The 17,285-nt window shown below is 66.3% G+C and carries 18 protein-coding genes; 9 read left to right on the top strand and 9 right to left on the bottom strand.

The window, feature by feature from the left end; translation table 11 throughout:
• Nucleotides 1-11: 11 nt before the first annotated feature.
• Both PVZ77_RS00470 and PVZ77_RS00465 read right to left on the bottom strand, forming a co-directional pair.
• A complete protein-coding gene (locus PVZ77_RS00470) occupies nt 12-1,295 on the bottom strand; it encodes a murein hydrolase activator EnvC family protein (RefSeq protein ID WP_273805741.1) in 1,284 nt (427 codons plus the stop codon).
• A gap of 133 nt (nt 1,296-1,428) precedes the next feature.
• Complete coding sequence (locus PVZ77_RS00465; protein ID WP_273805742.1) at nt 1,429-2,040, bottom strand: NAD(P)-dependent oxidoreductase; 612 nt, start codon at nt 2,038-2,040, stop codon at nt 1,429-1,431.
• 182 nt (nt 2,041-2,222) lie between these two features.
• Here PVZ77_RS00465 and PVZ77_RS00460 point away from each other — a divergent pair, with 182 nt between their 5' ends.
• Genes PVZ77_RS00460 through secB form a run of 3 tightly spaced genes read left to right on the top strand, consistent with a single transcriptional unit; the run spans nt 2,223 to nt 3,430 of the window.
• Nucleotides 2,223-2,642: a rhodanese-like domain-containing protein gene (locus PVZ77_RS00460; protein ID WP_273805743.1), complete on the top strand. Its 420-nt coding sequence runs from the start codon at nt 2,223-2,225 to the stop codon at nt 2,640-2,642.
• Nucleotides 2,643-2,683: 41 nt separating this feature from the next.
• A complete protein-coding gene (gene grxC, locus PVZ77_RS00455; RefSeq protein WP_133861979.1) occupies nt 2,684-2,938 on the top strand; it encodes a glutaredoxin 3 in 255 nt (84 codons plus the stop codon).
• A 27-nt stretch (nt 2,939-2,965) separates the two neighbouring features.
• On the top strand, nt 2,966-3,430 hold the full coding sequence (secB, locus tag PVZ77_RS00450) for a protein-export chaperone SecB (protein WP_273805744.1): 465 nt from the start codon (nt 2,966-2,968) through the stop codon (nt 3,428-3,430).
• A 75-nt stretch (nt 3,431-3,505) separates the two neighbouring features.
• On the opposite strand, the gene rarD is transcribed toward secB, so the two are convergent.
• The 5 genes from rarD to PVZ77_RS00425 form a co-directional block, all read right to left on the bottom strand.
• Entirely contained in the window at nt 3,506-4,426 is a 921-nt protein-coding gene (rarD, locus tag PVZ77_RS00445) for an EamA family transporter RarD (RefSeq protein ID WP_273805745.1), read from the bottom strand.
• Between the two features lie 290 nt (nt 4,427-4,716).
• Entirely contained in the window at nt 4,717-5,691 is a 975-nt protein-coding gene (locus PVZ77_RS00440; protein WP_133861977.1) for a serine/threonine protein kinase, read from the bottom strand.
• Between the two features lie 110 nt (nt 5,692-5,801).
• The gene (locus tag PVZ77_RS00435; RefSeq protein WP_273805746.1) at nt 5,802-7,691 is read right to left on the bottom strand and encodes a PhoX family protein; all 1,890 of its coding nucleotides are present in this window, start codon (nt 7,689-7,691) and stop codon (nt 5,802-5,804) included.
• A gap of 66 nt (nt 7,692-7,757) precedes the next feature.
• Nucleotides 7,758-8,495 (bottom strand): ComF family protein, encoded by a 738-nt coding sequence (locus tag PVZ77_RS00430; RefSeq protein WP_273805747.1) that lies wholly within the window; start codon nt 8,493-8,495, stop codon nt 7,758-7,760.
• Between the two features lie 58 nt (nt 8,496-8,553).
• On the bottom strand, nt 8,554-8,850 hold the full coding sequence (locus PVZ77_RS00425) for a hypothetical protein (protein ID WP_273805748.1): 297 nt from the start codon (nt 8,848-8,850) through the stop codon (nt 8,554-8,556).
• Nucleotides 8,851-8,962: 112 nt separating this feature from the next.
• On the opposite strand from PVZ77_RS00425, the gene PVZ77_RS00420 reads away from it, so the two are divergent.
• Together PVZ77_RS00420 and PVZ77_RS00415 are read left to right on the top strand one after the other, a co-directional pair.
• Nucleotides 8,963-9,664 carry an alpha/beta fold hydrolase gene (locus PVZ77_RS00420; protein ID WP_273805749.1) on the top strand — a complete coding sequence of 234 codons (702 nt, stop codon included), beginning with the start codon at nt 8,963-8,965 and terminating at the stop codon, nt 9,662-9,664.
• Between the two features lie 68 nt (nt 9,665-9,732).
• A complete protein-coding gene (locus PVZ77_RS00415; protein ID WP_273805750.1) occupies nt 9,733-10,320 on the top strand; it encodes a cupin domain-containing protein in 588 nt (195 codons plus the stop codon).
• Here the strand turns inward: PVZ77_RS00415 and PVZ77_RS00410 are convergent.
• Both PVZ77_RS00410 and PVZ77_RS00405 read right to left on the bottom strand, forming a co-directional pair.
• Nucleotides 10,317-10,739 carry a DUF1810 domain-containing protein gene (locus PVZ77_RS00410; protein WP_273805751.1) on the bottom strand — a complete coding sequence of 141 codons (423 nt, stop codon included), beginning with the start codon at nt 10,737-10,739 and terminating at the stop codon, nt 10,317-10,319. The two genes, PVZ77_RS00415 and PVZ77_RS00410, sit on opposite strands and share 4 nt — an antisense overlap.
• Nucleotides 10,740-10,811: 72 nt before the next feature.
• Nucleotides 10,812-12,146 carry an MFS transporter gene (locus tag PVZ77_RS00405; RefSeq protein ID WP_273805752.1) on the bottom strand — a complete coding sequence of 445 codons (1,335 nt, stop codon included), beginning with the start codon at nt 12,144-12,146 and terminating at the stop codon, nt 10,812-10,814.
• Between the two features lie 164 nt (nt 12,147-12,310).
• Here PVZ77_RS00405 and PVZ77_RS00400 point away from each other — a divergent pair, with 164 nt between their 5' ends.
• The 4 genes from PVZ77_RS00400 to PVZ77_RS00385 all read left to right on the top strand — a co-directional run bounded on the left by PVZ77_RS00400 (nt 12,311) and on the right by PVZ77_RS00385 (nt 17,060).
• On the top strand, nt 12,311-12,634 hold the full coding sequence (locus PVZ77_RS00400; RefSeq protein WP_273805753.1) for a thioredoxin family protein: 324 nt from the start codon (nt 12,311-12,313) through the stop codon (nt 12,632-12,634).
• Nucleotides 12,635-12,780: 146 nt separating this feature from the next.
• Nucleotides 12,781-14,586, top strand: coding sequence for a phenylacyl-CoA dehydrogenase (locus tag PVZ77_RS00395; RefSeq protein WP_187980524.1), 1,806 nt, complete (start codon nt 12,781-12,783; stop codon nt 14,584-14,586).
• Nucleotides 14,587-14,772: 186 nt separating this feature from the next.
• The gene (locus PVZ77_RS00390; RefSeq protein WP_273805754.1) at nt 14,773-16,542 is read left to right on the top strand and encodes an acyl-CoA dehydrogenase C-terminal domain-containing protein; all 1,770 of its coding nucleotides are present in this window, start codon (nt 14,773-14,775) and stop codon (nt 16,540-16,542) included.
• Nucleotides 16,543-16,901: 359 nt separating this feature from the next.
• A complete protein-coding gene (locus tag PVZ77_RS00385) occupies nt 16,902-17,060 on the top strand; it encodes a YqaE/Pmp3 family membrane protein (RefSeq protein WP_007159763.1) in 159 nt (52 codons plus the stop codon).
• Nucleotides 17,061-17,285 lie beyond the last annotated feature (225 nt).

Raw genomic sequence — 17,285 nt, 5'->3', positions numbered from 1 at the left:
GGTGTGTCGCACTATCCCTGAGCACGGCACCAGATGACCGGGTCCGTCGGGCGGCCCTGTTGGCGGATGGCGAAGTACAAGGCGGAGGCTTCCTGACCGCCGCTGGCGCCGACGGTCGCGATGGCATCCCCGGCCTTGACCACGTCACCCGCAGACTTGAGCAGGCTCTGATTATGTCCGTACAGGCTGAGATAGCCATTCCCATGATCGATGATAACCAGTTGGCCGGCGCCTCTTAGCCAGTCGGCGAAGACCACCCGGCCATCGTGCACTGCCTTGACCCGGGTGCCGGCACCGGCCGCGATCAGGACACCGTCCCATTTCGCGCGGGGGTCGTCGCCGCGGGCACTGCCGAAGCGGGCCACCAGACGGCCATCGACCGGCCAGGGCAGCTTGCCGCGGGCACTGGCGAAGGCGCCGCCATAGGCAGGTGCTGCACTAGACACCGCCAGCTCCGGGGCGTTCGAGGGGCGCGGGGCTTTCGGCTCGCTTTGCGCCTGGCGCCGTGCCGCTTCCCGTGCCTGGGCGGCGCGGGCTTCGGCCAGCTGTCGCTGCCGGGCTTCCTCGGCTTCGCGGGCCTGGCGCGCGAGGGTTTCCTCGATGGTCTTGAGCACCTTGTTCAGGGCTGCCTGATCCTGCTCGCGGTTCTCGATCTCGCGGCTCTTGTCGCGGTAGTCCGCGTTGATTTTGGCCAGCGCTGCCTGGCGCTCCTTGCGGACCTCGGCCAGTTCCGCCTGACGCTTCTCCAGGTCTTCGCGGCGAGCGACCAGATCGCCCTGTTCCTGCTGGATGCCCTGCTCCACCTCGCGCAACTCGCGCAGGGTATCGTTGAAGGTGGCGAGCTGGTCCAACCGGGTGCGATTCAGGTAGTTGTAGTAGGTGAGGGTGCGGCTGACCTTTTCCGGATGCTCCTGGTTGAGCAGCAGTTTGAGGTATTCCTGGCGTCCGCTCTGGTAGGCGGCACGCACCTGCACAGCGATCAGCTGTTGTTGCTCAGCGCGAGACTGGTCGAGCTTCTTTTTGCGCCCGTCCAGCTCTTGCAGCTTTTTTTCGCCGTTCTCCAGCTGCTTCTGCAGCGAGTCGACCTGCTTTTCCAGCTCGCCCATCTGGGTCTCGGTGCCCTGCAGCTGCTTCTGCACGCCGGACTTTTCGGCCTGCACCTGCTTGAGGACCTTCTGCATCTCCTGGATTTCCCGGCGGGTCTGCTCGATCTGCCGCTGGGTATCGGCGCGGTCGTCGGCCAGGGCGGGAGCGAGAACGCTGGCAAGCAGGAGAAGGGCAAGAACACGGCGCATGCGAGGTCGTACGTTTCTAGGGCGAAGCGCCTAGTATGCCCGTCACATCCGGCAAAAAAAACGGCAAGGTACGCCGTTCAGCGTTCACAGCCCGACCAGGCGGCCAGGCTGCGAACGAGAGGGCATTTCTACTTCAGTAGCCGACAGTGAAGCGGGTGCGGTGATGAGCGGGCCGTTCGACCTCGTCCAGCAGGGCCATGGCGAAGTCTTCATAGGAGATATGGCTGTCCCCGGCTGCGTCGAACAGCAGGGCATCGTCGCCCAGGCGGAACCGCCCAGTACGGGTGCCGGGCGCGAAGACCATCTGCGGACTGACGAAGACCCAGTCGAGGTCGCTCACCGTGCGCAAGGTGTCCAAGGTGGCAATGCCGGCTCCGGCTTCGCTGCGATATTCCGCGGGAAAGGCCGGCGCATCGAACAGCCGCGAACCGTCCGGCAAGTTCAGGCTGGCAGCGCCGCCAACGATCAGCAGCCGCGGAATGCCGGTGGCGCGGGCGAAGTCGACCAGGGCGCTCGGCGCGAGGTCGGCGAATCTCAGGCTGCTGATCAGCACCTCATGACCGGCCAGGGCCGGGGCGGCCTGCAGATTGGTGACATCACCGGCGACCACCGTCAGGTCGGGCCGCGACGCCAGGCGCGCGGGATCCCGCACCAGGGCGGTGACCCGGTGGCCGCGGGAGAGGGCTTCGTCGAGCAGGCGGCTGCCGACGTTGCCGGTGGCGCCGAGCAGGGCGATGGAGGTCATGGCTGGATTCCTCGGAAGTGAAGGGAAGCCAAGCCTAGGCAGAGCGGCGGAAGCCGCCAAGGAGGCAGTTCGGGATGAGCTGGTTACCTGCGGATAACCCGGTGCCGGCGAGGGTATGGCGCCATCGGGGGGCTGTGTATACTGGCCAGCATTTTTAGCCCTCCTTGGATAGCTCTTTCATTATGGAATTTATCGGTCGGGCGGTTGAATTCGCCACCCATCATCCGCTTCTCGTCGCCGCCTTCCTCGCCATCGTCGCCCTGATGCTGTTCAACGAGACCCGTCGTGGCGGGCGCAGCCTGTCCACCGGTGAACTCACCAACCTGCTCAACCGCGAGCAGGGCGTGGTCCTCGACATCCGTCCGGGCAAGGACTTCGCCGCCGGGCATATCGTCGGCGCGCTGAACATCGCTCAGGAGAAAGTCGCCAGCAGCCTGTCTCTACTGGAGAAGCACAAGGCCAAGACCCTGATCGTGGTGGACGGCGCCGGCCAGCAAGCCGGCGCCGTGTGCGGCGATCTGCAGAAGGCCGGCTTCACCGCCGCCCGGCTGAACGGCGGCATCGCCACCTGGCGTGCAGAGAATCTGCCCCTGGTGAAGTGAACCCCTAGCGTGGCCGCCTCATCGGCCACTGGAGACCGCGCATGTCTGACGTCGTCATCTATACCAGTGCCTGGTGTCCCTATTGCCATCGTGCCAAGCACCTGCTCGATCGCAAGAACGTGGCCTACCGGGAAGTCTCCGTCGACGGCCAGCCCGCGTTGCGCAGCGAGATGGCCCGCAAGGCCGGTCGCACCAGCGTGCCGCAGATCTGGGTCGGCAGCACCCACGTCGGCGGTTGCGACGAGCTCTATGCCCTAGACCGAAGCGGACGTCTTGATCCGCTGCTGTCCGCCTGACCAACACTCACAACTCAAGGCCCTACCATGACCGACCAAGCCAATGGCGCCCAGGACGACGGCGCTCAGTTCTCCCTGCAGCGCATCTACATCCGCGACCTGTCCTTCGAGGCGCCCAAGAGCCCCGAGATCTTCCGTCAGGACTGGCAGCCCAACGTCAACCTGGACCTGGCCACCCGCCAGAAGACCCTGGGCGACGACTTCCACGAAGTGGTGCTGACCTTGACCGTGACCGTCAAGAACAACGAAGAGACCGCCTTCATCGCCGAAGTGCAGCAGGGTGGCATCTTCCTGATCAAGGGCCTGGACGCCGCCTCCATGGCCCACGCCCTGGGCGCCTTCTGCCCCAACATCCTGTTCCCCTACGCCCGTGAGGCGCTGGACAACATGGTGGTGCGTGGCTCCTTCCCCGCGCTGATGCTGCAGCCGGTGAATTTCGACGCCCTCTACGCCCAGGAACTGGCGCGCATGCAAACCGCTGGCGAAGCCTGATCGGCGCCGCTGCGTTACCGGACGCCCCTTGCGAGGGGCGTTCTGCTGTCTGGTCCCAGGTCTCTTGGGGCGTGCCTAGGCCTGGTCTGCCTCCGGTTCGCGTGCCTTTGCACTGGCTCTGAGCTTGCGGCTGGCGCGCCAGAGATCGAAGCTGAACACGGCCAGGCCGGTCCAGATGCAGATGAAGGCGAACAGCCGCTCGCGGGGGAAGGGTTCGTCGTAGAGCCAGACCGCCTGGATCAGCACCAGGGTCGGGGCGAGGTACTGCAGAAAGCCCAGCGTCGAATAGGGCAGCTTGCGCGCCGCGGCGTTGAAGCACAGCAGGGGAATCAGGGTGACCGGACCGGCCAGCACGATCAGCAGGCCCAGCGAGGACTGCCAGGTCTCGGCCTGCAGGCTCACCCCCGGGGTCAGCAGCGGCAGCGCGACCAGGGCGATCGGCACCAGCATCCAGCTCTCCACCACCATGCCCGGCAGTGCGGCCACCGGCGTCTGCCGCCGCACCAGGCCATAAAAGGCAAAGGTCAGCGCCAGGGCCAGGGAAACCCAGGGCAGTTGCCCCAGGGTCCACAGCTGCTGGGCCACGCCCAGCACCGCCAGGCCCACGGCGATCCACTGCAGCGGGCGCAGGCGCTCGCCGAGAATCACCAGGGCGAGCAGGATGTTGACCAGCGGGTTGATGTAGTAGCCGAGGCTGGCCTCGACCACGTGGGCGTTGTTGACCGCCCAGATGTAGACCAGCCAGTTGCAGGCCACCAGTGCGCCGGACACCGCCAGCCAGAACAGCCGCCGAGGATGGGCGCGCAACTCCGCCCACCAGCCGTGATGGCGCCAGACCACCAGCAGCAGAGCGCTGAACAGCGCGGACCAGAGGATGCGCTGGAACAGGATCTCGGTCGCCGGCATGGCCGCCAGCAGTTTGAAGAACAGCGGAAACAAGCCCCACAGCCCGTAGGCGGTGAGGCCCAGGGCGTAACCCTGGCGCAAGGCAGACATGAGGGATCCTTAGGCAGGCAACTTTCTTGTCCGGGCAGGATAGCTCAAGGGGCTGCGGGATGTGGGCCGAGGTGGTGCGCTTGTGGCGTGACCGTCGCGACGGTCGATCGCGGCCATGGCGGTCCCATGGCTGCGATCAGTGTTGTAGCGTGGAAAACGGCGTGGTCTTTTTCCCTGGAGAAGTCTTCACGAAGCCTACCCTCACCCCGGCCCTCTCCCAGAGGGAGAGGGGGTATCCACGCCTGTAGCGTGGAAAACGGCGCAGCCTTTTCCACTGAGTCGCCGCAAGTCTAGAACAGCCGCAACGGCGCCTCGTCCAGGGCGGCGCGCTGTTCGCGCAGGGTGAGGATCTGGTCGCCCCAGTAGCGTTCACTGCCGAACCAGGGAAAGCTCTTGGGAAAGGCCGGATCGTCCCAGCGGCGCGCCAGCCAGGCGCTGTAGTGCATCAGCCGCAGGGTGCGCAGCCCCTCGATCAGCGCCAGTTCGCGCGGCTGGAAATCATGGAATTCCTCGTAGCCGTCCATCAGCTCGGACAGCTGCGTCAGCCGCTCCTGGCGATCACCGGCCAGCAGCATCCAGAGATCCTGCATGGCCGGGCCGTGCCGGCAGTCGTCGAGGTCGACCATATGGTAGGCGTCATCGCGACAGAGCAGGTTGCCCGGGTGGCAGTCGCCGTGCAGGCGGATGACGTCGTAGCTGACGCTCTCGAAGAGTTCATCGAGGCGTAGCAGCAGGTCGCGCGCCACCGATTCATAGGCCGGCAGCAGGCTCTTAGGAATGAAATTGCCGGTCAGCAGGGTGTCCAGGGAGGCATGGCCATAGCCCTGGACGTCCAGCGTCTCGCGGTGCTGGAAGGGCCGGCTGGCACCCACCGCGTGCAGGCGACCGAGCAATTGGCCGAGGCGATGCAACTGGTTGAGATCGCCCGGCTCCGGCGCCCGGCCGCCACGGCGGGGAAAGAGCGCGAAGCGAAAGCCGGCATGGGTGAACAGTGTCTGGCCGTCGCGCTGCAAGGGTGCGACCACGGGCACCTCGCGCTCTTCCAGTTCGGCGGAAAAGGCGTGTTCTTCCAGAATGGCCGCATCGGTCCAGCGATCCGGGCGATAGAACTTGGCGATCAGCGGGGTCTCGGCTTCGATGCCGATCTGATAGACGCGATTCTCGTAGCTGTTGAGCGCCAGCACCCGGGCATCGCTGAGATAGCCCAGGCTTTCGATGGCGTCGATGACGAGGTCGGGACTCAGATTTTCGAACGGATGGGACATGGCGCGCTCCTCGGTCACGGGGGACGATGGCGATTGCCACCCTGCATCGGGGAGATGCTAGCGCATGCCCGAGCCCCATGGCGAAGGCTCGAGCGCTATCCGCTCGCCGGTCAGGCGCCGATCACCCCGCCGTCTTCGCGGGTGATGACCATCACCGAAGAGCGTGGCTGGCCGTCCGGACGTTGCTCCGGAAACTGCGAGCCGCCTTCCTCGCCCGGGTGCTGGATGCCGACGAACATCGTCCGGTAGTCCGGCGAAAAGGCCAGGCCGGTGACCTCGCACCCGACCGGGCCGACCAAGAAGCGGCGCATCTCGCCGCTGCGCGGATCGGCGCAGAGCATCTGGTTGTTGCCCATGCCCTCGTAGTCACCCTTGTTGCTGTACTTGCCGTCGGTGAGCACCCACAGCCGGCCGGCGGCATCGAAGCCCAGGCCATCGGGACTGTTGAACATGTTCTCGGCGTTGATCTGCCCGGAACCCGCTTCCGGCGTGCCCGGGTGCACCTTGGGATTGCCGGCGATGACGAACAGATCCCAGTCGAAGCTCAGGGCCGCGGCATCGTCGCCGCTCTCGCGCCAGCGCACGATCTGGCCGTAGAGGTTGTTGGCGCGGGGATTGGGGCCGCCCACCGGCATGCCGTCCTCGCCGCGCTTGGTGTTGTTGGTCAGGGTGCAATAGACCTGGCCGTCCTTGGGGCTGACGGCGATCCATTCGGGGCGGTCCATGCGCGTGGCGCCGACCTGGGTGCCGGCCTGGCGGGCGTGGATGAGCACCTCGGCCTGGCTGGCGAAGCCGTTGGCGGCGGTCAGGCCGTTCTCGCCATGCACCAGCGGCAGCCACTGGCCGCGGCCCTTGGGGCGGTTCGGATCACGGTCGCCTTCGTCGAAGCGGGCGACATAGAGGGTGCCGTGATCGAGCAGCTCGCGATTGGCCTGGGGATCGTCCTGCAGACGATCACGGCTGACGAACTTGTAGATGAATTCGCCGCGCTCGTCGTCGCCCATGTAGACCACCACGTGGCCATCGCGGGTGCGGGTCAGGGCGGCGTTCTCGTGCTTGAAGCGACCCAGGGCGGTGCGCTTGACCGGTTTGGCCTGGGGATCGAAGGGATCGATCTCGGTGATCCAGCCGTGGCGATTGAGTTCGTTGGGATTCTGCGCCAGGTCGAAACGATCGTCGTGCAGGTGCCAGTCGTTCTCCACGCTGGCGTGCTTGACGCTGTAGCGCTTCTGAGCCGCATCGAACTTCAGGTTGGCGTCGCGACTGCCGAAGACGTCGGTGAAGTTCTCTTCGCAGGTCAGATAGGTATGCCAGGGCGTGGCGCCGCTGGAGCAATTCTGGAAGGTGCCCAGCACCTCGCGTCCGGCCGGGTCGGCGGCGGTCTTGAGCAGGGCGTGGCCAGCGGCTGGACCGCTGACAGCGATGGGCGTGTTGCCGTGCACCCGGCGGTTGTAGGGCGAGCCCTGGACAAAGTGCCATTGGCCGTCCACGCGCTTCACCTCGATCACCGAGACGCCCTCGGCGGCCTGAGCCTTGCGGGTGTCTTCCAGGGACTTGGGCGGCGTGCCGTGGCTGAGCAGGTAGCGGTAGTTGGTGTATTCGTTGTTGATCGCCATCAGTGCCCGATCCGGATCGTCCGGGAAGGGGTAGAAGGCCATGCCGTCGTTGTTGTCGCCGAATTGCTCGGCCTGGTCGGCGGCGCTGGGGCTGCCATCGGGGCGGAAGGCCGGGCCATCGGCGTGCAGTGGCTGGCCCCAGCTGATGAGCACGCTGGCGCGATAGCCGGGCGGCACCACCAGGGTGTCGGCGGTGGAGGCCGGGATGTTGGCGAAGCCGATCAGGGGATTGCCCGTGGCCTCGCCGACGGCGTCGGCCAGGGCGCTGCGACCGAGCAGGCCGCCGCCCAGAAACAGGGCGGCACCGGCGAGGGCGCCTGCGCCGATGAAGCGGCGGCGGCTCAGATGGACGAGGCGTTCGAGATCGGTCTGGTCGTTGTGCATGCGGATGGCTCCCTCGCGGTGTGCAGGCGAGGCTAGTCAGACTGAATGACGTTTTGGTGACAGCGGCTAGTCACCGGGTGGTGGCGTGCGCGCCAGGCAATAGACGTCGACCCGTCCGGCGCCGGCGCGCTTGAGCAAGAGGGCCAGGCTGTCGGCGGTGGCGCCGGTGGTGAGGACATCGTCCACCAGGGCCAGGTGGCGACCCTCCAACCGGGCGTCCTTCACCAAGGCGAAGGCCTGCTTGAGATTGCGCCGCCGCTCGTTGGCGCTCAGGCCCTGCTGGCTCTGTTGCTCCTGTACCCGCTGCAATAACCCGCCATCCACCGGCAGTTGCAGCGCCTTGCCAAGCCAGTTGGCCAGCAGGGCGGCCTGGTTGAAGCCGCGTTGGCGCAGGCGCGAGGGTGAGAGGGGAACCGGCAGCAGCAAGTCCGGGCGTGGCTGGCCTTCGTCGAACAGATGCTGCAGATGCCGCGCCAGCAGCGCCCCGGTCAGGCGGCCAAGACTGCCCTGGTCGCGGTGCTTGAACCTGTTGATCAGGGTGTCGACCGGAAAGGCATAGCGCCAGGGCGCCAGTACCTGGTCGAAGGCCGGCGGCCTGGCCAGACAGCTGCCACAGAGTAGCCCGTCTACAGGTAGGGGCAGGGCGCAGCATTGGCAGTGTGGCCCGAGCCAGGGCAATTCGCTGTCGCAGCCTTCGCACAGCGGCAGTCCGGCCGGAAGCCAGGCGGCGCAGAGGGCGCAGTGCGTCCCGGGCCGCAGGCGTTGCCAGTGGCGCTTTGATACAGAGGAGAACGGTAAGGTCATGACGGCATCCGTGCCGAGCGAGAGCCCTACTGTGCCAGGCCGCCGGCCTGGTCACCAGTCAGCCGCGAATCAGCCAGCCCATCACCATCAGGCCCAGGACCAGCCAGATGACGCCGCCCACTATCGAGCGGGCCATGAAGGCCCGTACCGCGGCGTAGAGCAGCAACAGGCCGATGGCCAGGACCACGAAGCTGATATAGGAGTCGTCCATGCCGATGGAGCGCGCCATGCCATGGAGGAAGTCGTGCACGGCATCGGCGATGCCGCCCAGGACCGAGCCGAACAGGTCGATGATGAAACGGATGACCTGGCCGAGCGCCGCGCCCAGCCAGTCGAAGAAGCCTTCAGTACGCATGGATGTTTCCAGATCCTTGGCAATGTCCCTTGGAACCCGCGAAGCCCGCCGGGTTCGCTGGTGATCCGCGCTACACTGCGCGTTTTCCGCAGTGTCTCTCAAGTTCTTAGTGATGACAGCTACCGACGCGCTTCCCCTGATCCTGCTTCCCGGCCTGCTCTGTGACCGGCGCCTCTGGGCCACCCAGGCTGCCGACCTGGCCGACGCCTGCCCGGTGTTCATCCCCGACCTCACGCGCGACGTTGGCATCGCCGCCCTGGCGCGCCGGGTGCTGGCCGAAGCGCCGCCGCGCTTCGCCTTGGGCGCCCTGTCCATGGGCGGCTATGTGGCCTTCGAGATCCTGCGCCAGGCGCCGGAGCGGGTGGCGCGACTGGCGCTGTTCGACACCATGGCCAGCCCTGATACCGCCGAGCGTGCCACCCAGCGTCGCGCCATGCTCGACCTGGCCGAACGCGGTCGTTTTCTCGGCATCAGTCCGCAACTGCTGCCACGCCTGATCCATGCCTCGCGCCTGGGCACGCCGGTGGCCGATACCGTGCTGGCCATGGGCAAGGCGGTGGGCAAGGAGGCCTTCCTGCGCCAGCAGCAGTCGATCATCGACCGCCCTGATTCGCGGCCGACCCTGGCCCGGATCCAGGTGCCCACCCTCATCGTGGTCGGCGCCCAGGATCAACTCACCCCGCCCGCCGAAGCCGAACTCATGGCGGCCGGCATCCAGGGCTCGCGTCTGGTGGTGCTGGACGACTGCGGCCACCTGCCGCCACTGGAACTGCCGGAACGGACCACGGCGCTGTTGCGGGAGTGGCTGGCCTGACCCCTCGTCGCGGGCGCTGAACCCCGGCGCCAGTCGGGCCTCCATTGGCAAAGCCTCTGGAGTCCCGCATGTCGCATCGCCCATCACTGTCCATCCTTTCCCTGGTGCTGGGTCTTGCTCCCACCACCGTGGCTCTGGCCGCGCCAGTGGGAGCGGGTCAGCCCGAGCAGCTGCACTTCGCCGATGACGGCGTCATCCCCAATAGCCGCCTGCCCGTGCTGCTCTATCGCCAGGTGTCGCTGGAGGGTGCCGACCGCGCGGCGGCGCTGGAGCGACTGTTCGCCGACAACGCCTGGCCGCCGCAATGGCGCTACGGCGTCTATAGCTACCATCACTATCATCCCAATGCCCATGAAGTCCTGGGCGTGGCGCGTGGTCAGGCTACCCTGCGCCTGGGCGGCGAGCAGGGGCAGGATGTGGAGGTGACCGCAGGTGATGTGGTGGTACTACCGGCGGGCACTGGCCACCGCAATCTGGAATCCAGTGCGGACTTCCTGGTGGTGGGCGCCTATCCGCCTGATCAGCAGGACTTCATCACCCAGCGCGCCGATCCGGCCGCCCACGCCCGCTCGGTCGGATTGATCGCCGGGGTGCCTTTGCCGGCAAGTGATCCGGTGACCGGACCTGAGGGCGCGCTGCCCGAACTCTGGCGCTAACAGAGTCGGGTCAGCGTGGCTTCGTCCGGCCTGCCGGCGAAAAAGGTCTTCAGCGCCTGGCGAAAGGGCTCGGGATCTTCGGCCACGGCGGCGAAGAGGGTGAGGCTGGAGTGGAACTTGAGATCGTCCGGCTGCCCGAACAGCGCGGTGGCGGACAGCTCAGGATGTTCCAGTGCCGCCGCGGTGATCTCCCGCAGGCGCGATCCCAGCAGCGGATGTGCGAGGTAGGCGCTGGCCTCGTCACGGGAGGCGATGGCGTAGTGGCGTGCCGTTTCGCTACGACCCAGTCCCTGGATCTGCGGAAAGATGAACCACATCCAGTGGCTGCGCTTGCGCCCGGCGCGGACCTCCGCCAAGGCGGTGGCATAGGTGTCGGCCTGGGCGTCGAGGAAGCGTTGCAGATCGTGAGTGGCGGGCATGGGGGAATACTCCGGGCCTTTTGCCTATCGGCAGATGGACCCGGAGGAAGTGCCGCTCATGAGACGAGCGGTTTAGCCGCGCACCGCGCGATAGCTGACCTCGCCACCTTCGCTGACGTCGTCCAGGTCGATCCGGGAGGTCTCCGGCAGACTCAGGCCCCCGACCAGGCCCAGCAGGGCGACCAGGATCAGGTAGAGCGCTGGCGAGAGGTTGCTGCCGGTGGCGCCGATCAGCCAGGTCGCCATCAGCGGGGCGGTGCCGCCGAAGATGGTATAGGCCAGGTTGTAGGTGATGGCACCGGCAGTGTAGCGCGTGCGGGTCGGGAAGACCTCGCTGAGCAGCGGCGCGGTCACCACGTTGCACAGTACCGCCCCGGCGCCCAGCAGCAGGGAACCCAGCAGGGCGCTGCCGAACTGGCCACTGCTGGCCAGCAACAGTGCCGGATAGACGCCTACCGCTAGGACCAGGCTGGCCAGCACCGTGGTCATGCGCCGACCGATGCGGTCGGTGACGCGCCCCAGCACCGGGCAGGCGGCTGCGGCGGCGAACAGGGTGATCAGGCTGATGGCCAGCGCCGCGGCCCGGTCGAAGCCGCCGGCCAGCTGCAGGTAGGTGGAGAAGTAGGTGGTGAACATATAGAAGGACAGCGCCGTCAGCGAAATGAAGGCGCCCAGGCGCAGGATGGAACGGCCTTGCAGCCTGAGCGTCTCGCCCAGCGGCGAATGGCTGACCTCATGGTCGGCTTCCAGGGCCTGGAAGGCCGGGGTCTCGTCCAGCTTCAGCCGCAGGTAGAGGCCGATCAGACCCAGCGGCGCGGCGGCCAGGAAGGGAATGCGCCAGCCCCAGTCGGCCATGGCGGCGGCGCCCAGCAGTCGTTCCAGACCCCAGGCGGTCAGGGCCGCGCTGGCGAAGGCGAGAAAGGTCGAGACCGGCACGAAGCTGCCATAGCGCCCGCGTCTATCGCGCGGCGAATGCTCCATCACGTAGGCGCAGGCACCCGCGTATTCGCCGCCGGCGGAAAAGCCCTGAGCGCAACGGATCAGCGTCAGCAGGATCGGTGCCCAGATGCCGATGGTGGCGTAGCTGGGCAGGATGCCGATCAGGGCCGTGGCGCCGGCCATGATCAGGATGGTCAGCGCCAGGACCCGTTTACGGCCGATGCGGTCACCCAGCAGGCCGAAGACGATGCCGCCCAGCGGTCGGAAGGCGAAGGCCACGGCGAAGACCGCAAAGGTCTTGAGCAGCCCGGCGGTGGCGTCGCCACTGGGAAAGAAGTGCGCGGCGATCAGGGTGGCGAGAAAGCCATAAAGAGCGAAATCGAACCATTCGACGAAATTGCCGATGGACGCGGCGGAGATGACCTTGCGCAGGGTGGCGGGTGAAACGGAAGTCGCTGTCTGGCTCATGGCGGGCCTCGGGAAAGGGCGGAGACGGAGGCAGAAATGGAGCGCCTTGTTTTATTGTCGGGAGATCGGGGCGTACCGCAGCTTCGACCCTAATCCTTTTCCTGTGACCGAGCAGTCCCGCCAGCGACTTGTCCACCGTTGGAACCGACTTCAGGAGCCCCGCCATGACCATGACGACCACCTATGCGGAAAAGGAACCCGCCCGCACCGAGGTCGATGCCCTGCCGGGTGTCACCCTGCTGGAGTTCGGCGCACCCTGGTGCGGTCACTGTCGTGCCGCCCAGCCGCTGCTGGCCACGGCGCTCGCGGACTACCCCGGCGTGCGCCATCTCAAGATCGAGGACGGCCCCGGGCGCCGCCTGGGACGCTCCTTTCGCGTCAAGCTCTGGCCTACGCTGATCCTGGTCAAGGACGGCCAGGAACTGGCGCGGCTGATACGTCCGGCGACAGCGGCAGCCCTGCGCGAAGCCCTGACCGCAGCGGACTGACCGGTCGCTCCACTCGTCCTCGCCGCGCTTGACAAGGCCAGGCCTGGAACATTAGTTTCAAACAACTGTTTAAACGCCCTGGCGGAAGGTCCGCAGCGACGCTGCCGCCACCCTCGACAACAAGCATTCGCAAAGAGGTAACAGTCATGCCCGATTACAAAGCCCCCCTGCGGGACATCCGCTTCGTCCGCGACGAACTCCTGGGCTATGACGCGCACTACCAGAGCCTGCCCGGTTGCGGCGACGCCACGCCCGACATGGTCTCCGCCATCCTCGAAGAAGGTGCCAAGTTCTGCGAACAGGTACTGGCGCCGCTCAATCGCATCGGCGACCAGCAGGGCTGCACCTGGAGCGAAGAAGGGGTGAAGACCCCCGATGGCTTCAAGGAAGCCTATGCCCAGTTCGTCGAGGGCGGCTGGCCGAGCCTGGCCCACAATCCGGCCCACGGTGGCCAGGGCCTGCCCGAGTCCCTTGGCATCTCCCTGTCGGAAATGGTCGGCCAGGCCAACTGGTCCTGGGGCATGTACCCCGGCCTATCGCACGGCGCCATGAACACCCTGGAGCAGCACGGCACCGACGAGCAGAAGCACACCTACCTGGAAAAGCTGGTGACCGGCGAATGGACCGGCACCATGTGCCTGACCGAACCCCACTGCGGTTCCGACCTGGGCATGCTGCGCACCAAGGCCGAGCCGCGCGCGGACGGCAGCTACGCCATCACCGGCACCAAGATCTTCATCTCCGCCGGTGAACACGACATGGCCGAGAATATCGTCCACATCGTGCTGGCCCGCCTGCCCGACGCCCCCGCCGGCACCAAGGGCATCTCGCTGTTCATCGTGCCCAAGCGCCTGCCCGACGCCAGCGGCGCGGCCGGCGAGCGCAACGCCGTGCACTGCGGTTCCCTCGAACACAAGATGGGCATCCACGGCAACGCCACCTGCGTGATGAACTTCGACGGCGCCACCGGCTTCCTGATCGGCCCGCCGAATCGCGGTCTGAACTGCATGTTCACCTTCATGAACTTCGCCCGCATCGGCACCGCCCTGCAGGGCCTGGCCCATGCCGAGGTGGCCTTCCAGGGCGGTTTGAAGTACGCCCGCGAGCGGCTGCAGATGAGATCCCTGACCGGTCCCAAGGCACCCGAGAAGCCCGCCGATCCCATCATCGTGCACCCCGACGTGCGCCGCATGCTGCTGACCATGAAGGCCTTCGCCGAGGGCAGCCGGGCGATGATCTACTACACCGCCAAGCTGGTGGATATCCTCAAGTACAGCCAGGACGAGGAGCAGAAGCAGCAGGTCGAGACCCAGATGGCCTTCCTCACCCCCATCGCCAAGGCCTTCATGACCGAGGTGGGTTTCGAGGCGGCCAGCCACGGCGTGCAGATCTATGGTGGCCACGGCTACATCGCCGAGTGGGGCATGGAGCAGAACCTGCGCGATGCCCGTATCGCCATGCTCTACGAGGGCACCACCGGCATCCAGGCCATTGACCTGCTGGGTCGCAAGGTGCTGATGACCCAGGGTGAATCCCTCAAGGCCTTCACCAAGGTGGTGCACAAGTTCTGCCAGGCCAATGCCGAGAACGCCGAACTCAAGGCCTTCGTCGAGCCGCTGGCCAAGCTGAACAAGGAGTGGGGCGAGCTCACCCTCAAGGTCGGCATGGCCGCCATGAAGGATCGCGAGGAGGTGGGTGCCGCCGCCGTCGACTACCTGATGTACTCCGGCTATGTCTGCCTGGCCTACTTCTGGGCCGACATGGCCCGGGTCGCGGCCGAGAAACTGGCCGCGGGTACCGACGAGGCCGCCTTCTACCAGGCCAAGCTGGCCACCGCGCGCTTCTACTACGAGCGCCTGCTGCCCCGTACCCGCGCCCACGCCGAAGCGCTGCTGGCCGGCGCCGGCAGCCTGATGGCCCTGGCCGAGGAAGACTTCGCCCTCGGCTACTAAGCCGTCGCAGCTCCCTTGAGAACCCCGCTCCGGCGGGGTTTTCGTCTTTTCGCGGCCGCGAAAAAACACCCAACGCAGACCTCTGATCGGCTGACCGTTAGGTCAGATCATGAACCTATGTCTCCCTTTCGGTTCGGTCTTACACTCGACTCATACCAACAAGAACACCTTCCGAGGAGACTCGACATGGCTGACTACACCCCGCCGCTTCGCGATATCCGTTTCGTGCTGGATGCCGTCCTCAAGGTCAAGGACCGCTGGAGTCAGTGGCCTGCCCTGGCCGAGGTGGTGGACGGCGAGACCGCCGATGCCATCCTCGAAGAAGCCGGCAAGCTGTGCGCCCAGGAACTGGCGCCACTCAATCGCAATTCCGATGAAGAAGGCTGCCACTGGCAAGCCGGGGAAGTGACCACGCCCCAGGGCTTCCGCCAGGCCTACCAGGCCTTCGCCGAGGGTGGCTGGGTCGGTGTCGGCGGCGATCCCGAATACGGCGGCATGGGCATGCCCAAGGTGCTCACCGCCCAGGTCGAGGAAATGATGCACGCCAGCTGCCTGGCCTTCGGTCTCTATCCGATGCTCAGCGCCGGTGCCTGCCTGGCCCTGCACGCCCATGGCAGCGCGGAACTGAAGCAGGCCTATCTGCCCAACCTCTACAGCGGCCAGTGGGCCGGCTCCATGTGCCTGACCGAGCCCCACGCCGGTACCGACCTGGGTCTGATCCGCACCCGCGCCGAACCCCAGGCCGATGGCAGCTACCGGGTCACCGGCACCAAGATCTTCATCACCGCCGGCGAGCATGACCTCACTGAGAACATCATCCACCTGGTGCTGGCCAAGCTGCCCGATGCGCCGGCCGGCTCCCGGGGCATCTCGCTGTTCCTGGTGCCCAAGATCCTGGTGGACGAGGCGGGTGCCCTGGGCGCGCGCAACGCCGTGGCCTGCGGCTCGCTGGAACACAAGATGGGCATCAAGGGCGCCGCTACCTGCGTGATGAACTTCGATGGCGCGGTCGGCTACCTGGTGGGCGAGGTCAACAAGGGCCTGGCCGCCATGTTTACCATGATGAACTACGAGCGCCTGGGCGTTGGCATCCAGGGCCTGGGTTCGAGCGAGCGCTCCTACCAGAATGCCCTGGCCTATGCCCGCGAGCGCCTGCAGAGTCGTTCGCCGGCCGGTATCCAGCAGGCCGCCAAGAACGCCGATCCCATCATCGTCCATCCCGATGTGCGGCGCATGCTGCTGACCATGAAGGCCCTGAACGAAGGCGGCCGGTTGTTCTCCAGCTATGTCGCCCTGCAGCTCGACACCGCCAAGTACAGCCCCGAACCGATCGAGCGCGAACGCGCCGAGGCCCTGGTGGCGTTGCTGACCCCGGTGGCCAAGGGCTTTCTCACCGATCTCGGCCTGGAACTCTGCGTTGCCGGTCAGCAGGTGTTCGGCGGCCATGGCTACATCCGCGAATGGGGCCAGGAGCAACTGGTGCGCGACGTGCGCATCACCCAGATCTACGAGGGCACCAACGGCATCCAGGCGCTCGACCTGGTCGGCCGCAAGCTGGCCGGCAGCCGCGGGGCGCTCTATCGGCCCTTCAGCGAAGAGGTCCATGGCTATCTCGCCGGTCTGCCGGCGGACAATGAATTCGCCGCACCCCTGCGCCAGGCGCTGGATCAGCTGGACGGGGCAACCGAATGGCTGCTGCAGGCCGGCGCCAGCGATCCCCACGAACTGGGGGCGGCCTCGGTGGACTACCTGCACCTGTTCGGCTATGTCGCCTATGGCTACCTCTGGGCCCGGGCGGCGGCCGCTGCGGCGGATCAGGAGGCGACCTTCGCCGAAGCCAAGCTGGCTACTGCGCGCTTCTATTTCGCTCGCCTGCTACCGCGCACCCTGAGCCTGGCGGCGGCCGTGCGCAGTGGCGCCCAGCCGCTTTACGCCCTGGTCGAGGAGGCGTTCTAAGCTGTTGACCGGCAAGGTAAAAAGCCATGCCCTGTAAGCTTTGGCTTACACGACGTCGCCGCGATAAGCCATCGCCTAGTCGCGGATAGCTGCGTAATCTACACCCATCGGATCGCGGTACAGGATGTACTCAGCGCTCCAGATGATTTCAAGGAAATGTGGCCAGGATGGCCCCCCGGCACGGATGTCGGGCAGAGACTTACAGGGATAGATGGCCAAGGATTGGCGGCCTGACAAGGATGTCGGGTTAAGTCTGCGAAACCCCGCTTCGGCGGGGTTTTTTATTGCCTGCCGGAACCTGATTCAGGCCCTGCCAGTCTTAGAGGCATCTTCTTGCCTGCCCGCTACTGGAGCCTGAAATGGACCTCATCCGCCTTATCTTCGCCATCATCCTGCCGCCCGTGGGCGTCTTCCTTCAGGTCGGCTTCGGCGGCGCCTTCTGGCTCAACATCCTGCTGACGCTGCTGGGTTACATTCCGGGTATCATTCATGCCGTCTGGGTGATTGCCCGTCGTTGACCTGAGAGGCGGACGCGCGTTGCGCGTCCCCATCGACTAGTCGGTCTGCAAGCCCGCCGCCATCAGGGCGACAGCGCCAAGGCATACGGCGTACACGGCCGGCACGTGCGTGTTCCGCAGGCTTTTCGAGAAAACCCGGCCAAGGCGTGGCAGGGTTTCTGATCGATTCTTGGTCGTGACTCTGCGGGTGACGGCACCCACCCGCAGACAGAGGCTTCACCGCCG

This window comes from Pseudomonas sp. SHLD1 (assembly GCF_028640935.1).
Taxonomy (GTDB): domain Bacteria; phylum Pseudomonadota; class Gammaproteobacteria; order Pseudomonadales; family Pseudomonadaceae; genus Chryseomonas; species Chryseomonas aestiva.
The sequence above is the reverse complement of the archived record's forward strand: the minus strand, read 5'-3'. Positions and strand labels throughout refer to the sequence as shown.

Bases quoted from the DNA above. Each gene is read 5' to 3' on its own strand.
- PVZ77_RS00470 (WP_273805741.1), bottom strand. From the start codon at position 1,295: ATGCGCCGTGTTCTTGCCCTTCTCCTGCTTGCCAGCGTTCTCGCTCCC.
- PVZ77_RS00465 (WP_273805742.1), bottom strand. From the start codon at position 2,040: ATGACCTCCATCGCCCTGCTCGGCGCCACCGGCAACGTCGGCAGCCGC.
- PVZ77_RS00460 (WP_273805743.1), top strand. From the start codon at position 2,223: ATGGAATTTATCGGTCGGGCGGTTGAATTCGCCACCCATCATCCGCTT.
- grxC (WP_133861979.1), top strand. From the start codon at position 2,684: ATGTCTGACGTCGTCATCTATACCAGTGCCTGGTGTCCCTATTGCCAT.
- secB (WP_273805744.1), top strand. From the start codon at position 2,966: ATGACCGACCAAGCCAATGGCGCCCAGGACGACGGCGCTCAGTTCTCC.
- rarD (WP_273805745.1), bottom strand. From the start codon at position 4,426: ATGTCTGCCTTGCGCCAGGGTTACGCCCTGGGCCTCACCGCCTACGGG.
- PVZ77_RS00440 (WP_133861977.1), bottom strand. From the start codon at position 5,691: ATGTCCCATCCGTTCGAAAATCTGAGTCCCGACCTCGTCATCGACGCC.
- PVZ77_RS00435 (WP_273805746.1), bottom strand. From the start codon at position 7,691: ATGCACAACGACCAGACCGATCTCGAACGCCTCGTCCATCTGAGCCGC.
- PVZ77_RS00430 (WP_273805747.1), bottom strand. From the start codon at position 8,495: ATGACCTTACCGTTCTCCTCTGTATCAAAGCGCCACTGGCAACGCCTG.
- PVZ77_RS00425 (WP_273805748.1), bottom strand. From the start codon at position 8,850: ATGCGTACTGAAGGCTTCTTCGACTGGCTGGGCGCGGCGCTCGGCCAG.
- PVZ77_RS00420 (WP_273805749.1), top strand. From the start codon at position 8,963: ATGACAGCTACCGACGCGCTTCCCCTGATCCTGCTTCCCGGCCTGCTC.
- PVZ77_RS00415 (WP_273805750.1), top strand. From the start codon at position 9,733: ATGTCGCATCGCCCATCACTGTCCATCCTTTCCCTGGTGCTGGGTCTT.
- PVZ77_RS00410 (WP_273805751.1), bottom strand. From the start codon at position 10,739: ATGCCCGCCACTCACGATCTGCAACGCTTCCTCGACGCCCAGGCCGAC.
- PVZ77_RS00405 (WP_273805752.1), bottom strand. From the start codon at position 12,146: ATGAGCCAGACAGCGACTTCCGTTTCACCCGCCACCCTGCGCAAGGTC.
- PVZ77_RS00400 (WP_273805753.1), top strand. From the start codon at position 12,311: ATGACCATGACGACCACCTATGCGGAAAAGGAACCCGCCCGCACCGAG.
- PVZ77_RS00395 (WP_187980524.1), top strand. From the start codon at position 12,781: ATGCCCGATTACAAAGCCCCCCTGCGGGACATCCGCTTCGTCCGCGAC.
- PVZ77_RS00390 (WP_273805754.1), top strand. From the start codon at position 14,773: ATGGCTGACTACACCCCGCCGCTTCGCGATATCCGTTTCGTGCTGGAT.
- PVZ77_RS00385 (WP_007159763.1), top strand. From the start codon at position 16,902: ATGGACCTCATCCGCCTTATCTTCGCCATCATCCTGCCGCCCGTGGGC.